Genomic DNA, 16,062 nt, shown 5'->3' on the forward strand with positions numbered 1-16,062 from the left:
GGACCTCGTCGAGTGGGCGGCACCAGCAATCACGTGTGTGCGCGCGTGCGATCGGCCGGCGGGGCCATCCCAACCGAACGAAACGTGCGCGCGACCGTTCCCGCGGGCCGACCCCAGCTCTCCCGGACGGACCACGGCCCTGGCCGAATGTTCCCGAGCTTCGACAATCGCTTTGACGCGGCAATGAGGGCACGCTATGTAGCGGGTTGCGGGCTTAGGTCGGTGGCCACCGCTAGTGCTTGTGCGTTCGGGGTTGTTGGAGACTTGGTTCTGAAACCTGGTTCTCAAACCCTCGCAATGCGCGAGCGAGGCGGGTGGCTCGGCCGAGTTCGCGGGGTAACTCACACATAGAAACGGTACCGGTATCGGCTTCGTCCGCTTCGATGCGCGGGGGAGGGTTGCGCGAAGGCGCAGCGCCCCTGGCTAGAGCCCACGGGGGGGTACCGACTCCAGAATACAGGCCAACATGACGTTCACGGAAGCCGCAGCCGAAGTGCTGCGCATGGCCGGCAAGCCCCTCCACTACAAGGAGATCACGGAGCTCGCCATCGAGAAGAACCTTCTTTCCCACGTGGGCAAGAGCCCCGAGGTGACGATGGGCGCGCGGCTCGCTGCCCTTCTGAAGAAAGAAGACAAGACGAACCCCATCGTTCGCGTGAAGCCGGGCGTTTTCGCCCTACGCGAGTGGGACAAGAAGAAGGGCAAGAAGGCCGCAGTCGGCGAAGAGGTCATCGAGACCGCTGACGACTCCGCGGTCGAGGTCAATGCGCTCGAGGTGGAGGCCGCGTCGCGCGAGCCCGAACGCGAACGCGAACTCGAAGCCGAGGCGGCCGAAGAAGAGGACGAGGAGCCGATCATCGTCTCGGGCGAAGACGCGCTCCGCGCCGACCTCGCAGCGAGCGGCGCCGAGCTCTTCGACGACGAGGAAGACGACGATCAGCCGATCCTCTCCTCCGCCGGCCCCAGCAGCTCGAACGACGTTCAGGCGCAGGGCGAAGGTGGCCGTCGCCGTCGCCGTCGTCGCCGCCGTCGTGGCCGCGGCGAGGGTGAGGGCGATCGTGCAGACCGCCTCTCGTCGCCGCGCGTCGACCTCCAGGGCAACGGCGGCAGCGAGGGCGAGCAGCTCGTCATCGAAGCGGCGCGCGATCCTCTCGCACCGGCTCCGCGCCCGATGATTCGCGACCGCCACCAGATCATGGCAGGCGGCGCCCCCACGGGCATCGACGTTCCGGCCGGCGAGGCCGAGGACCTCTCGGGTCGCGAGCTCGCGGACGCGACGGTCATGGCGCTCAGCGGCTTCGACCGCACCCAGGGCCCCGTCCAGGTGCGCGCCGTCGTCGACTCGCTCATGCGCCGCGGCCGCGTCAGCGGCGACGTGATGCTCGCGAACGCGCAGCTCACGGCCGCGCTCCGCGCCGACAACCTTCGCCGCCAGGCGAACGGACAGCGCCCGCGCTTCCGTTTCGCGCAGGGCCCGCGCGTCGCGCTCACCGACTGGTCGCTCAGCTCGGACCTCGTTCGCCTCGAGCAGGACGCCCTCGCGGCCGTCGAGCGTTACCGCGAAGCCGCTCGCCGCACGATGCTCCGCAAGCTGCAGGAGCTCCCGGGCCACGCGCTCATCGAGCTCGTGCTCCTCGGCCTCGAGCGCGTCGGCATGACGAACATCCGCGTGGTCAAGCGCGCAGGCGCTCCGGGTGGCGAGGCTCACTTCGCCGCGCTCCACCGCAGCGGAACCGACGAGATCCGCACCGCCATCGTGGTCCGTAAGGATGGCCGCGAGATCGGTCGCGAGCGGGTCAGCGATCTGCGCGGTGCGCTCCACCACTACGGTCCGGCCTCGGCGGGCTGGCTCATCACGACCGGTCAGGTCCTCAGCGGCGCGCGCGAAGAAGCGGGTGCGGCTGCGGCTGCGCCGATCGCGCTCTACGACGGCATCGCGCTCTGCCGTCTCCTCGAAGATCACGACGTCGGCGTTGTGCGCACGCGCATCTCGACGGCGATTCCGGATCTCGAGCTCTACGAGACGCTCCGAGGCTGACGACGATGGGGCTGGGGAAGCGCCGTTCGACGATTCGACGTGCCCTGTTCTCGCTCTCCGCGCTCGTGCTGGTCACGAACGTGGAGGGCACGAGCAGCGCCACCGATCCCGCGCCGGCGCTTCCCTCCCCGCCCCTCGATTTCATCGTCACCCAAGGCGGCGGTGGAAGCCCATGGACTCTCCGCATCGCGAACTCGGGCGAGTTGCCGGTGCGTATTGCGGCCGACCCGCGTCTTCTCACCTTGGAGCTGACGCCCGCCGAGACGGCGGCGGCGAACCCCAAGGCAAAGACCGCGAAGGCCCCTGCCCTCGTTCGCTGCACGTTGCCGGCCGATACGCGCCCCTCGACCGACGAAGGGCGTGAGCTCGTGATCCCGGCCAAGCGCTCCTGGTCGGCGTCGTTCGACCCGCTGTTTTACTGCTTCGGTGCCAAAGAGCGCGCCGCGCTCGTTCCGGGCACCACCATCAAAGCGCGCTTCGGCTGGCCCGCCCCGACCTCGAAGGCGAAGGCCGCCGCGCCGTCGGCTCCCTTCGTCGCAGCGCCCGTCGGCGCAGCGCTCGGCACGCTTGCCTCCGCAAAAGAGCTCGAGGCCGCGCCGTTCACGATGAGCGAGCCGCTCGCGCCCGCATCGGCGAGTGCGAAGACCGAAGGCGACGAGGGGCCGAAACCACCGTTCGTCCTCTCGATGCCGGCCTCGCTCGACGTGGCGCGCGCAACCGAGCTCGGTACGAGCGTAACGCTCCGCAACGTGGGCGGTCGCTCGGCCACCCTCCTTTTCCGCCCGTCGACGCTCGGCTTCAGCGTTCGAGGCCCATCGGGTTCGATCCGATGCGAAAACACGCGCGAAGGCGGCACGCCGATTCGTGAGCTCTTCAGCACCGTCGCTCCGAGGGGCTCGGTCTCGACGTCGTTCTTGCTCAACGCGCTTTGCCCGCCGGACACGTTCTCCGAGCCCGGCATCTACCGCGTCACGCCAAGCCTCGACACCCGCGACAGCTCGGGTCGAGCGATCGGCATCAAGACTTGGGACGGCGAAGTCACAGGTACGGTGCCGATGCTCCTGCGCGTGCGCCAGCGCCGAAGCTCGGCCACCAAAGAGCCGCGTCCGTCGCTCGACTGAGCGAGCTCGAGCGTGTGTCGCCCGCGACTTTCGGTCGGGCACCACTGCGGCACGGGCTTTGTACCTCCGAGGCCCATGGCCTCGAACATTCTCGTCACGGACGTCTCGGGCATTCCGAGCGCAGGCCCTCTCCGCCGCCTTCCGACGAAGTTCGCGCTGCCGCTCGTCGGTGACTCGTTCGCGTTCCTGAAGGACCCCGCGGGATTTCTCGCGACGCGTGCCCATGAGCTGGGACCGGCCTTCCAGATCAACGTCTTCGGGCACCGCACGGCGTGTTTCTGGGGCCCGGAGGCATTCCACTTCTTCCTCGACGAGCGCTACTTCACGCGCGCGAGCGCGTCGCCTGCACACGTGCAGAAGATTCTCGACGCCAAGGCGGTGCCGTTCCTCGACGGTGCGCGCTTCAAGCGTCGCAAGGCGCTGCTCATGCAGGCGTTCACGCCCGATGCTCTCGACGCGTACCTCGGAGTGCTCGAACGCGTGCTCACGCGCTACGCCAGGCGCTGGGCCAACCTCGGCACGTTCGCCTGGGTGCCCGAGATGACCGCGTTCGGCATGACGGTGGCGACGTCGCTCTTTCTGGGTACCAATCCCGACGAAGACGATCCCCTGCTCGCGCGCGCATTCATGACCGCGTTCGAAGGTTTTCTGAGCGTGCCGATCAATCTGCCGTTCACGAAGTATGGGCGAGCGCTCCAGGCGCGCGACGCCTTGCGAGAACGCATCGAGCACGCGATCGACGAGCACGAGGCGTCGACGAGCACCGACGCCCTTGCTCGGCTCATCGACGCTCGCTTGCCCAACGGCGACAAGCTCTCGCGCGAAGAGATCCGCATCGAGACCTTTCATTTCGTCGGCGCCTACCTGGCGGTCATCGGCGCGCTGTCGTCTCTCGCGATGTTCCTTGGCCGCCGCCCCGACGTGAAGGAGCGACTCCGCCAGGAGATCGTGGACACGTTGGGGACCGGCCCGGTGACCCTCCGCGGTCTCGCCGGCCTCGAGTACCTGGGCCGCGTCACGCGTGAGTCGAGGCGCGCCGAGCCGGTGTTGCCGATGACCTTCTTCGCGAACGTGAAAGAGCCTTGCGCGTACGGAGGCATGCGCATCCCTGCCGGCATCAAGGCCATCGGATGCATCGGAGCGACGCTGCAAGACGAGCGCACGTTCGCCGACCCGCGGTCGTTCGATCCCGATCGCTGGCTTCCGGAGCGCGCGACGGATCGTCAGCATGCGGCGTGGGTGCCGCACGGTGGAGGCGGCCCGTTCACGCATCATCGTTGCGCAGGCGAGCGGCTGGCGGATCTGATGCTCTCGCTCTTCAGCGTCGTCATGCTCCGCGACTACGACTGGAGCTTTCCGCGCCAGGACTTTTCCCCGACCGCCGCGGCGCTCTTCGCGACGCCACGAGCGGGTCTCCAAGTCCAGCTGCAACGACGCACGAGCGACCGAAGCCCACGAGTCTGAAAAGCTCTTAACGTAGCCGGTAGCCCGAGCAGAGACCGTTCGGGGCTGCATCGACCGGCGGGGCGGTCATGCCGCGGCGAGTCGTCGACGGCCCGCCACCATCCGTCGCCCGCGCGGGCCGTTCGGATGGAAACATGTCGGGGCTGCAGGCACGACGCGGTAGCACTAGGGCGTTCGCTCCGAAGCCTCAGCTGCCGTCGTTAGCTCATGCATCCTCCCTTTGCTGCGCTTCTCGCGATTCCAACCTTCCTGCAGGTCGCCCCGGCGAATCGTGCGGCGCACGCTGGATCCAGTGCGCCCGCGACGACCGCGACGGTGACCCCCACGACCGCGTTCCCGGACGTGCCGCCGCGACCGCCCGCAGGGCCGGTGATTCGTCTGAACGACGCGGTGGAGACCGGATTGCAGAACCAGCCAACGCTGCACCAAGCCATGGCGCAGACGCGCGCCCAGCAAGGCCGTGCGGGTCAGGCGAAGGCGGGCCTCTTGCCTCAGCTCACGGCCACCGCTTCGTACTTTCGCGTCCGCGGAGCGGCCGGACGAGGGACGGCCTCCGGCGCTGCAGGAACGCCTTCGGCGGTCGCCACCTCGAACAACTCGGCCGGCGTCGACGTCTACTCGTTCGGCGGCAACGCCTCGCAGCTCCTCTGGGACTTCGGGCAGACGTACAACCGCTATCGCGCGGCCGATCGACTCGTCGAGTCGTTCGAGGCAACGCAGCGTACGACGTCGCAGACGGTCATCGTGAACGTCCGCAACGCGTACTTCACCGCGCGCGCACAGAAGGACCTCGAGACGGTGGCGCGCAACACGCTCGCGAACCAGCTCCGGCACCTCGCGCAGACCCAAGGCATGGTCTCCGTGGGAACCCAGCCGGAGATCGCGCTCGCCCAGGCGCGCAACGACGTCGCGAGCGCTCGCGTTTCGCTCATCAACGCTCAGAACGCCTATGACGTCTCGAAGGCGCAGCTCGCACAAGCCATGGGCAGCGGCAGCGACGGCGGCGACTTCGAGATCGGCGACGACGAGCTCGCTCCCGTCGAAGGTGAAGACGGGGCCCCCGAGCTGCTCTTCGACCGGGCCATGAAGAACCGACCCGAGCTCGTGGCCCTGGCGCGTCAGAACGAATCGCAACGCCTCACGGTCCGATCGATTCGCGGAGCCTACTGGCCAACGCTCACCGCCTCGGGCGGCGTCGCCGAGACGGGGACCGACCTCGGCGAGCTCGGCCTCGCGTGGAACGTCGGAATGACTCTCGCGTGGCCCTTCTACCAGGGCGGCCTCACGAAGAACCAGGTGCGCGAAGCCGAGGCGAACCTGGACGCGACGCAGGCGCAGATCGACACGACGAAGCTGGCGATCCGCGTCGACGTCCAGCAAGCCTCGCTCTCGATCCGGGCCGCCAAGGCCTCGAAGATCGCAGCCGAAGAAGCCGTGGCGAACGCCCGCGAACGACTCCGTCTCGCCGAGGGCCGCTACGGCGCGGGCGTTGGAAGCATCATCGAGCTCGGCGACGCCCAAATCGCATTCACGAACGCAAACGCGCAGCTGGTCCAAGCGCAGTTCCAGCTCGCGTCGGCACGCGCCAACTTGCTCGCGGCGCTGGGGCAACGATGAAACTCACGCAACGAATCGTCTTCCTCGTGGTCGGCCTCGCCATTCTCGGCGGGACCTACGCCTTCCTCGCGCGTCGAAGCGCCCACGCCGATACGCATGCCACTGCCGCCGCGACTTCGGGCGCTGCGCCCGCGGGCTCGGGCTCGGGCGGTCCGGCCGATCGCGTCGTGCCCGTGTCCACCGCCACGGTCGCCAAGCACGACGTTCCGATCATGCGCGAAGGACTCGGCACGGTGACCTCGCTCGCCACCGTGACGATGAAGACGCTCGTCGACGGACGCCTCGAGAAGGTCCTCTTCCAGGAAGGCCAGTCGGTCAAGAAGGGCGACCTGCTCGCGGTCGTCGATCCTCGCCCGTTCCGCATCCAGCTCGATACCGCGCAGGCGGCACTCGCGCGTGACGACGCGAATCTCAAGAACAACCAGCTCAATCTCACGCGCTACGAAGATCTGCGGAAGCAGAACCTCATCCCGCAGCAGCAGGTCGACGACCAGCGAGCCGCCGTCGCGCAACTCGAGGCCTCGACGCGTGCGGACCACGCGCAAATCGACAGCGCCAAGCTGATGCTCGACTACGCGAACATCCGCGCGCCGGTCGACGGCGTCACGGGCGTTCGTCTCGTCGACCAGGGCAACATCGTCCACCCGTCCGACGCGAACGGTATCGTCATCGTCACGCAGCTCGATCCGATCGCCGTCGTCTTCACGCTCCCGCAGGACGATCTCGATCAGGTCCAGGCCGCACTCAAACAGGGCAAGCCCGCCGTCGAGGCTTACGCGCGCGACGGAGTCCAGAAGCTCGGTCAGGGTGAGCTCCAGCTCATCGACAACCAGGTCAACGCGCAGACCGCGACCATCCGACTGAAAGCAACGTTCCAGAACCCGGACCACGCGCTCTGGCCGAATGGCTTCGTCAAGGCGCGCCTCCACGTGAAGACCGTCAAGGACGCGCTCGTCGTGCCGGCCTCGGTCGTCCAGCGGGGACCGAACGGCACGTTCGCGTACGTCATGAGCCCCGAGAAGACCGTGCAGCCGAAGCCGGTCGAGGTCGTCTCGGTCCAGGGCGACACGGCGATCATCGGCAAGGGCCTCACCGAGGGAGAGGTCGTCGTGACCGACGGGCAGAACCAGCTCAAGCCGGGGAGCAAGGTCTCACCGCGCGCACCGGCTGCCCCGAAGGCGTCGCGATGAGCATCTCCGAGCCGTTCATCCGGAGGCCGGTCGCAACGACCCTCCTCATGATCGGCCTGTTTCTCGCGGGCATCGTGGCCTTCCGCGAGCTCGCGGTCTCCGCGCTTCCGCAGGTCGACTACCCCACCATCGTCGTCTCGACGTACCTGCCCGGTGCGAGCTCGCAGACGATGGCCGAATCGGTCACGACGCCGCTCGAGCGCCAGTTCGGTCAGATGCCGTCGCTCGCGCAGATGACGAGCGTCTCGAGCTTCGGCAGCTCGCAGATCACGCTCGTCTTCGCGCTCGAACGAAACATCGACGCCGCCGAGCAAGACGTCCAGGCCGCGATCAACGCGTCGGCGAACATTCTCCCACGCACGCTTCCCGTCCCACCCACGTACAGCAAGAGCAACCCTGCCGACGCGCCGGTGCTCACGCTCGCCGTCTCGTCGCCGTCGCTGCCGCTCACGCAGGTCAACGACGTCGCCGACTCCGTGCTCGCGCAGAAGATTTCGCAGGTCTCGGGCGTTGGTCTCGTCACGCTCGGCGGAAGCCAGAAGCCCGCCGTTCGCGTGCGCGTCGATCCCGAAGCGCTCGCGAGCACCGGTCTGTCGATCGACAACCTCCGCCAAGCCATCGTCGCCGCCAACGTCAACCAGGCGAAGGGAAGCATCGACGGGCCACGCCTCGACTACACCATTGCCGCCAACGACCAGCTCACGAGCGCCGAGAAGTTCAAGCCGATCGTGGTGGCGTGGGTGAACGGTAGCCCGCTTCGCCTGCGCGACGTGGCCGAGGTCGCCGACGGTGTCGAGAACGCCCAGCTCGCGGCGTGGGCGAACGATCAGCGCGCCATCATCCTGAATGTCCAGCGCCAGCCCGGCGCGAACGTCATCCAGGTCGCCGATCGCGTCAAAGCTCTCCTTCCCCAGCTCTCGGCGTCGCTTCCGCAGAGCATCGAGGTGAAGGTCCTCAGCGACCGCACCGAGACGGTGCGGGCGTCCGTCGAAGACGTCGAGTTCACGCTCGTCATCACGATCGGCCTCGTCGTCCTCGTCATGTTCGCGTTCCTGCGCAACGTGCGCGCGACCATCATCCCGAGCATCGCCGTTCCGCTGTCACTCGTCGGCACGTTCGGCATCATGTACCTGCTGGGGTACAGCCTGAACAACCTCACGCTGATGGCGCTCACGATCTCGACGGGCTTCGTCGTCGACGACGCCATCGTCATGATCGAGAACATCGCGCGCTACATCGAAGAGGGCGAAGCCCCGATGGCCGCCGCGCTGAAGGGCTCGAAACAGATCGGCTTCACCATCGTGTCGCTGACCGTTTCGCTCGTCGCCGTTCTCATTCCGCTCCTCTTCATGACGGGCATCGTCGGGCGCCTCTTCCGCGAATTCGCCGTCACGCTCGCCTCCGCCATCGTGGTCTCCGCGCTGCTCTCGCTGTCGCTCACCGCGATGATGTGTGCGCATCTTCTCAAGCCCGAGCCCAAGCCCGAGGAGCGCGGTCGTCTCTTCCGGTTCTCGGAGGCCGCGTTCGACTGGGCCCTCGAGTTCTACGATCGCGGCCTACGCATCGTTCTCGCGCACCAGAAGACCACGCTGTTCGTCACCATCCTCACGCTCGCCGTCACGTTCGGCCTCGCGTGGATCGTACCGAAGGGCTTCTTCCCACAAGAAGACACGGGCCTCGTCACGGCCGTCACCGAGGCGCCTCCTGACGTGTCGTTCACGCGGATGATGGAGCTCCAGGAGGCCGTGGCGACGGTGGTGAGGCAGGACCCCGACGTCGCCAGTGTGGCCTCGTTCATCGGCGCCGACGGAACGAACGCCACCGCGAACAGCGGGCGCCTCTCCATCACGCTGAAGCCGCGTGAAAAGCGCCACGCCGACGCCAACGAGATCATCGCGCGCCTGGAGTCGAAGCTCGCGGCAATCGAAGGCATGAGCACGTTCATGCAAGCCGTTCAGGACTTGCAGATCGACGCTCGCCCGAGCCGCACGCCGTTCCAGTACACCATCGAAGACGCTGATGCGAAGGAGCTCGCCGCGTGGGCGCCCCGCTTCATCGAGGCCCTTCGAGCCGAGCCCATGCTTCGCGGCGTCACGAGCGACATCGGTGCGATGGGCCTCGGCCTCGACATCGCGATCGATCGCGACACGGCCTCGCGCCTCGGGGTCACGGCGCAGGCCATCGACGACGTCCTGTACGACGCGTTCGGTCAGCGACAGATCTCGAACATCTTCACCCAGCTGAACCTCTATCGCGTGGTTCTCGAGGTGAAGCCGGATCTGCAAAAGGATCCTTCCGCGCTCAATCGCATCTACGTCACCGGAACGGGCGGCGCGCAGATCCCGCTCTCGAGCATCGTGCACATGAAGCAGGTTCCCGCCCCGCTGTCGGTGAACCATCAGGGCCAATTCCCTTCGGTCACGATCTCCTTCGACGCCGCCCGCGGCGGCTCGCTCGGCGATGCCGTCGAGGCCATCCACCGCGTGCAGGCCAAGCTCGATCTCCCGCCGGGCCTCCACGGTGCGTTCCAGGGCACGGCGCAAGCCTTCCGCGAGTCCCTCGACAGCGAGCCCGTCCTGGTCCTCGCCGCGATCATCACCGTCTACATCGTTCTCGGCGTGCTCTACGAGAGCACCATCCACCCGATCACGATCCTCTCCACCCTGCCCTCCGCGGGCGTCGGCGCGCTGCTCGCCCTGTTCGTGTGCCGGACGGACTTCACCGTCATCGCCCTCATCGGCATCGTGCTCCTCATCGGCATCGTGAAGAAGAACGCGATCATGATGATCGACTTCGCGCTCGAGGCGGAACGCGACGAGCACCTCACGCCGTTCGAAGCCATTCACAAGGCGTGTTTGCTGCGTTTCCGTCCGATCATGATGACCACGATGGCCGCGCTCCTCGGTGGCGTGCCGCTGGCCATCGGAACCGGCACGGGCTCCGAGCTCCGCCGGCCACTCGGCATCACGATCGTCGGCGGCCTCATCGTTTCGCAGGTGCTCACGCTCTACACCACGCCGGTCATCTACCTCTACATGGGTAAGGTGGGCGCCTGGGTCACGCGCGTGCTCAAACGCAACAAGGATCCCGAGAGCCCCGCCGGCGCGGAGGCCCAATGAACCTCTCGGCGCCGTTCGTCCGGCGTCCGATCGCGACGGCGCTGCTGTCGGCGGCGATCCTGCTCGCGGGCATGCTGGCCTTCACGCTGCTCCCTGTGGCGCCGCTTCCGCGCGTCGACTTCCCGACGGTCCAGATCTCCGCGAGCCTCCCCGGAGCAAGCCCGGAGACGATGGCGTCGGCGGTGGCCACGCCGCTCGAGCGCCGCTTCGGACGTATCGCCGGTGTCAGCGAGATCACCTCGACGAGCTCGCTCGGCACGACGAACATCACGATCCAGTTCGCGCTCGATCGCGACGTCGAGAGCGCGGCACGCGACGTTCAGGCCGCCATCAACGCGGCCGGCGGCGAGCTTCCGGCCGACATGCCGGCACGTCCTTTCTATCGCAAGGTCAACCCCGCTGACGCGCCGATCATGATCCTCTCGCTCACGAGCAAGACGATCCCGATCGCGCAGGTCTCCGACGCCGCGACCACGATTCTCTCGCAGCGCATCGCGCAGGTCTCGGGCGTCGGCCAGGTGTTCGTCGGCGGCTCGGCGCAGCCCGCCGTACGCGTCCGCGTCGATCCCGCGAACCTTGCCGGTCTTGGCCTGACCATGGCCGACGTTCGCACGGCGCTCGCGACCTCCACGGTCGACGGCCCCAAGGGCAACCTCCAGGGCGACACGCAATCGCACACGCTCAGCGCGAACGATCAGCTGATCGGCGCCAAGGCCTTCGGCGACGTGATCGTCGCTTCGCGCGGCGACTCCGTGGTGCATCTGCGCGACATCGCGCGCGTCGACGACTCGGTCGAGAACGAGCGCATCGCGGCCTGGACCAACGGCGTTCCCGCGGTCCTCATCATCATTCGACGACAGCCGGGCGCGAACATCGTCGAGACCAACGACCGCATCAAGGCGGTCTTGCCGGAGCTCGCCACGTCGATCTCGCCGGCCATCAACGTCGAGGTGGCACTCGATCGTACCCAAAGCGTGCGCGCCTCGGTGGAAGACGTCGAGCGAACGCTGGTCATCAGCCTGATCTTGGTGGTGCTCGTCGTCTTCATGTTCTTGCGCTCTGCGCGTGCCACCGCGATCCCGAGCGTCGCCGTTCCGATGTCGCTCATCGGCACGTTCGGCATCATGTACTTGCTCGGCTACAGCCTCGACAACCTGTCCCTGATGGCGCTCACCATCGCGACGGGCTTCGTCGTCGACGACGCCATCGTCGTCACCGAGAACGTCACGCGGTACATCGAGCTCGGAAAGCCGCCGCTCGAAGCCGCGCTCGAGGGCGCCAAGCAGATCGGCTTCACCATCGTCTCGATCACGGTCTCGCTGCTGGCCGTCTTCATTCCGATCCTCCTCATGGGAGGCATCGTCGGCCGCCTCTTCCGCGAGTTCGCCGTCACGCTCAGCATCTCGATCGCCGTCTCGGCAGTGGTGTCGCTCACCCTCACCCCGATGATGTGCGCGCGCCTGCTCGTCCACGATCCCGGCAAGCACGGGCGCCTCTACATGGCCTCGGAGCGCGTCTTCGAGTTCATCCTCCGCGTCTACGGAGCGGGGCTCTCGTGGGTCATTCGCCGCCGCACGTTCGTCGGTGTGCTCACGCTCGCGACGATCGCGCTCACCGTCGCTCTCTACGCTTACGTGCCGAAGGGCCTCTTCCCGCAGCAAGACGTCGGCATGCTCATGGGCTTCACCGAGGCCCCGCAAGACGTCTCCTACCCGGCGATGACCAAGCGTCAGGAGCGCGCCACGCAGATCGTGATGGCCGATCCGGACATCGCCCACGTCGTCGCGTTCATCGGCGCCGGGCCGGGTGGCGGCACGGTGAACACCGGAAGCATGTTCATCGAGCTGAAACGCGGCAAGCGCGCGCCGGCCGACGAGATCATCAACCGCCTCCGCCCGAAGCTCGCCCAGCTCGAAGGTCTCACCGTCTACTTGCAGGCCGTCCAAGACGTACGCGTCGGCGGGCGTGCGGCGCGAACCCAGTACCAATACACCCTCCAAGACGCGAATCTCGAAGAGCTCCGGGAGTGGGGACCGAAGGTGCTCGAGCGCCTGCGCAAGATCCCGCTCATCAAGGACGTGAACACCGATCAGCAGACCGCCGGGCTCGAGCTCGCGATGAACGTCGACCGTGACACGGCCTCACGCCTCGGCGTCACCATGCAGCAAATCGACGACTCGCTCTACGACGCCTTCGGCCAGCGTCAGGTCGCGATCACCTACGCGACCATGAACCAGTATCGCGTGGTGCTCGAGGCCAAGCCCGATCTCGTCGTCGGACCGGACGCCGTCGAGCAGGTCTACGTCAAGACGGCCAGCGGCGGCGTCGCGCCCATCCGCTCCTTCATCAAGCCGAAGGCGGGTGCCACCGCGCTGTCGATCGGCCACCAGGGGCAGTTCCCCGCCACCACGATTTCCTTCAATCTCGCGCCAGGACGCTCGCTCGGCGAAGCCATCGCGGCCATCCACGAGGCCGAGGCCGAGATCGGCATGCCCGCATCGATCCGCGCCGATTTCCAGGGCACGGCGCAGGCCTTCACGAGCTCGCTCAAGTCCGAGCCGTATCTCGTGCTCGCCGCGCTGGTGACCGTCTATCTCGTCCTCGGCATCCTCTACGAGAGCCTCATCCACCCCATCACGATCCTCTCGACCCTGCCCTCGGCCGGCGTCGGAGCGCTTCTCGCGCTGCTCCTCACGAAGACCGAGTTCAGCATCATCGCCCTCATCGGTATCATCCTGCTCATCGGCATCGTGAAGAAGAACGCGATCATGATGATCGACTTCGCGATCGAGGCCGAGCGCGAAGAGGGGCTCTCGCCCGAACAGGCCATCACCCAAGCGTGTCTGCTCCGCTTCCGCCCCATCGTGATGACCACGCTCGCCGCACTTCTCGGCGCCGTGCCGCTCGCGATCGGGCAAGGCGTGGGCTCGGAGCTGCGGCGGCCGCTCGGCATCGCCATCATCGGCGGCCTCATTTTTTCGCAGGCCCTGACGCTCTACACCACGCCCGTCATCTACCTCGCACTCGACAAGTTGACGAAGCGACGTCGCGAAGCTGCAAAAACGGCCCACGCCTGACCCCTCGGCGGTAAGCTCGAGGGATGCACTCCGCCGGGCAGAAGCTTCTCGCCGTCGTCATCGTAGGCACGCTCGCTAGCCTCGGTCTCGCCGCAACGTTCACCTTGCGCGCCGCCAAGAGCGATGCGCCTTCTCGCCCTCTCGCACGCGAGGCGATGAACGAACGAGACGACGTCGATCCTTCGAGCAAGAGCGCACGGCTCCTGCTCTCGCGTCCCTGGTTCGATCGCCTCCCGAAGTCGCGCACCGACGAAATTTCATTCTGGGTCTTTTTCGCCGGCGGCATCGGCTTCGAAGATCGCGGTTCGCGCTTCCGCTCCACCTTCGACGTCTTCGAGTTCGAGCGCCAGGGCAGCAAGTTCGACCTCGTCTTCCTTCAGGACAAGAAGCGTCAGCTCGTGCCCTTCGAGATCGTCGAGTGCCACGAAACCCCGCCCTTCGATCTATGCCTCGACCTGAAGGAGCCACTGCGCGGGCAGAAGCGCCTCTATTCGTGGGACGACGACGCCGACATGGACGCCCACGTTCCCTGGGCACGTGAATGGCGTGCTTCGGCCGAGGTGCGCGCCAAATCGATTCAGGCCGCGCCGTCGCGATAGCCGCCTCGAAGCGGTTGGACGATGTCACACGCGGCTGCGTGGACCGTGCGGGCGAGGCGTGATGAACTCCATGCCCATGACGGCTTCCCTCCGCGAGCTCGCCCTCGGTCGCCTGCGCCTTTCGTTCCGCGAACGCCCTGCGACGGGAGCTCCCGCGCGGCGGGTCGTGCTCGTCCACGGCAACGTATCGACGAGCGTGTACTTCGAGTCGCTCATGCGCGCGCTGCCCGAGTCGTGGCACGTCGTCGCCCCTGATTTGCGTGGTTTCGGAGCCACGGAGGCCAAGCCCATCGACGGCACGCGCGGCCTTCGTGACTTCAGCGACGACGTCTTCGAGCTGTGCACCGCTCTTGGTTGGACGAGCGAGGTGCATGCCCTCGGTTGGAGCGTGGGCGGCGGCGTGATCATGCAGCTCGCCATCGATCACCCGACGTTGCTCTCCACGGCAACGCTGGTGGCGCCGGTTCCGCCGCGCGGCTTCGGCGGCAACCACGGTTCGGAAGGAACGCCGAACGCGAGCGACTTCGCCGGCTCGGGCGGAGGAACGGTATCGCCCGACTTCGTGAAGGCGATCCAGAGCGGCGACCGCGGTCGCGAACAGAGCTCACCACGCACGATCCTCCGCCAGTTCTTCTTCAACCCGGAGCGCTACGAACCGGCGCCGGCCCTCGAAGAGGCCTTCGTCGATGCGATTCTGTCGACGCGCATCGGCGACGACTTCTACCCGGGCGACACGGTCGCGAGCGCGAATTGGCCAGGCGCCGCCCCTGGCCCGCGAGGCATCGCGAACGCGTTCTCGAACAAGTACCTCGACCTCACGACCTTCGCCTCGATCGCCCCCAAGCCGAAGGTGCTCTGGATTCGCGGAGAGAAGGACGCGATCGTCGGCGATGCAAGCCTCTTCGACCTCGCGCAGCTCGGGAAATTGGGCATCGTGCCCGGCTGGCCTGGCGACGACACCTGCCCTCCGCAGCCCATGATCGGACAGACGCGCGCGCTTCTCGACCGCTATCGTGCAGCTGGAGGCGACGTTCGCGAGGTGGTGCTCGAGGGCGCCGGCCACTCACCGTTCCTCGAACAGCCCGACGCCTTCCGCGCGGCGTTCGTCGACCTGGTCGACGGCCCGAAGTGACGAAGCCGTTCGTAGCAGCGGTCCTCGCGGCCGCCGCGCTCCTCTCGTGCGCGAAGACGCAAGATGCTTCCGGCTCGGCGGCCAAGGCCCAGGCAACGACGAACGTGACGGCAACCGATGGACGCCTCTCCATCTGGCTCACTGCCGATGATCGGCTCACCCCCTTCGAGGGTCGTGCAAACCTCCAGGTGTGGAACGTTCGGCTCCACTTCAAGAACGCCTCTACGGCCCCGCTGCGCATCCTCGTTCCCGACGATCGGAACCGCGGGCCGACATCGAGCCTGTATTTGCGCTCGTCGGACTCGAACTTCGGGGGCAGCGTGCCCGAGTGGCCTCGCCACGGCCCGATGTACACCGAGCAGGACTTCTACCTCCTCGCGCCCGGTGAAGAGCGTTCGTTCGCCCAGCCCGTGTTTCCCTCGCCGCGCCTTCCTTCGGGGAAGACCTTCGACGTGACATGGCGCTACGAGGTCACCATGAATGCATTCCCCGGCGGCATTGGCACGCTGCAGCCCTCCCACGAGCTGTTCGGCGGAAAGCCGCTGCCGGACCTCTGGAACGGCAAGCTCGAGACGAAGCCGCTGGCACTCCAGATGCCGTAAAAATAGAGACGCACCGCGATGGTACGGCCGTCGTGCCACGAATCTTCCCTCCTCCGCGAAGATCGCGCTCGGAGGTGCACGAAGCATTCGATGCGCTAGAAAC

At 67.1% G+C, this 16,062-nt stretch carries 10 protein-coding genes; all 10 read left to right on the plus strand.

The features are described 5' to 3' along the window. Positions 1-466 precede the first annotated feature (466 nt). The 10 genes from AKJ09_RS53855 to AKJ09_RS46760 all read left to right on the plus strand — a co-directional run bounded on the left by AKJ09_RS53855 (position 467) and on the right by AKJ09_RS46760 (position 15,959). Positions 467-2,038 (plus strand): HTH domain-containing protein, encoded by a 1,572-nt coding sequence (locus tag AKJ09_RS53855; RefSeq protein WP_169928495.1) that lies wholly within the window; start codon positions 467-469, stop codon positions 2,036-2,038. 5 nt (positions 2,039-2,043) lie between these two features. After that, a complete protein-coding gene (locus AKJ09_RS46720; RefSeq protein WP_146654340.1) occupies positions 2,044-3,159 on the plus strand; it encodes a hypothetical protein in 1,116 nt (371 codons plus the stop codon). 75 nt (positions 3,160-3,234) lie between these two features. Then, positions 3,235-4,623, plus strand: coding sequence for a cytochrome P450 (locus AKJ09_RS46725; protein WP_146654341.1), 1,389 nt, complete (start codon positions 3,235-3,237; stop codon positions 4,621-4,623). 207 nt (positions 4,624-4,830) lie between these two features. After that, positions 4,831-6,240, plus strand: a complete 1,410-nt coding sequence (locus AKJ09_RS46730; RefSeq protein WP_146654342.1) for a TolC family protein — start codon at positions 4,831-4,833, stop codon at positions 6,238-6,240. Next, positions 6,237-7,430, plus strand: coding sequence for an efflux RND transporter periplasmic adaptor subunit (locus AKJ09_RS46735; protein WP_146654343.1), 1,194 nt, complete (start codon positions 6,237-6,239; stop codon positions 7,428-7,430). Before AKJ09_RS46730 ends, AKJ09_RS46735 begins: the two co-directional genes overlap by 4 nt. Then, on the plus strand, positions 7,427-10,549 hold the full coding sequence (locus AKJ09_RS46740) for a multidrug efflux RND transporter permease subunit (RefSeq protein WP_146654344.1): 3,123 nt from the start codon (positions 7,427-7,429) through the stop codon (positions 10,547-10,549). The genes AKJ09_RS46735 and AKJ09_RS46740 overlap by 4 nt, the downstream gene beginning before the upstream one ends. Continuing rightward, positions 10,546-13,626 carry a multidrug efflux RND transporter permease subunit gene (locus tag AKJ09_RS46745; RefSeq protein ID WP_146654345.1) on the plus strand — a complete coding sequence of 1,027 codons (3,081 nt, stop codon included), beginning with the start codon at positions 10,546-10,548 and terminating at the stop codon, positions 13,624-13,626. Before AKJ09_RS46740 ends, AKJ09_RS46745 begins: the two co-directional genes overlap by 4 nt. 23 nt (positions 13,627-13,649) lie before the next feature. After that, positions 13,650-14,225: a hypothetical protein gene (locus AKJ09_RS46750; RefSeq protein WP_146654346.1), complete on the plus strand. Its 576-nt coding sequence runs from the start codon at positions 13,650-13,652 to the stop codon at positions 14,223-14,225. Positions 14,226-14,286: 61 nt separating this feature from the next. Further along, positions 14,287-15,357, plus strand: coding sequence for an alpha/beta fold hydrolase (locus AKJ09_RS46755; RefSeq protein WP_205633978.1), 1,071 nt, complete (start codon positions 14,287-14,289; stop codon positions 15,355-15,357). Further along, a complete protein-coding gene (locus AKJ09_RS46760) occupies positions 15,354-15,959 on the plus strand; it encodes a hypothetical protein (RefSeq protein WP_146654347.1) in 606 nt (201 codons plus the stop codon). Before AKJ09_RS46755 ends, AKJ09_RS46760 begins: the two co-directional genes overlap by 4 nt. Positions 15,960-16,062: the final 103 nt, after the last annotated feature.

This window comes from Labilithrix luteola (genome assembly GCF_001263205.1).
In the GTDB taxonomy this organism is placed as follows: Bacteria; Myxococcota_A; Polyangia; order Polyangiales; family Polyangiaceae; genus Labilithrix; species Labilithrix luteola.

Excerpts from the sequence above, each read along its gene's own strand:
- AKJ09_RS53855 (WP_169928495.1), top strand. The coding sequence starts at position 467 with ATGACGTTCACGGAAGCCGCAGCCGAAGTGCTGCGCATGGCCGGCAAG.
- AKJ09_RS46720 (WP_146654340.1), top strand. The coding sequence starts at position 2,044 with ATGGGGCTGGGGAAGCGCCGTTCGACGATTCGACGTGCCCTGTTCTCG.
- AKJ09_RS46725 (WP_146654341.1), top strand. The coding sequence starts at position 3,235 with ATGGCCTCGAACATTCTCGTCACGGACGTCTCGGGCATTCCGAGCGCA.
- AKJ09_RS46730 (WP_146654342.1), top strand. The coding sequence starts at position 4,831 with ATGCATCCTCCCTTTGCTGCGCTTCTCGCGATTCCAACCTTCCTGCAG.
- AKJ09_RS46735 (WP_146654343.1), top strand. The coding sequence starts at position 6,237 with ATGAAACTCACGCAACGAATCGTCTTCCTCGTGGTCGGCCTCGCCATT.
- AKJ09_RS46740 (WP_146654344.1), top strand. The coding sequence starts at position 7,427 with ATGAGCATCTCCGAGCCGTTCATCCGGAGGCCGGTCGCAACGACCCTC.
- AKJ09_RS46745 (WP_146654345.1), top strand. The coding sequence starts at position 10,546 with ATGAACCTCTCGGCGCCGTTCGTCCGGCGTCCGATCGCGACGGCGCTG.
- AKJ09_RS46750 (WP_146654346.1), top strand. The coding sequence starts at position 13,650 with ATGCACTCCGCCGGGCAGAAGCTTCTCGCCGTCGTCATCGTAGGCACG.
- AKJ09_RS46755 (WP_205633978.1), top strand. The coding sequence starts at position 14,287 with ATGAACTCCATGCCCATGACGGCTTCCCTCCGCGAGCTCGCCCTCGGT.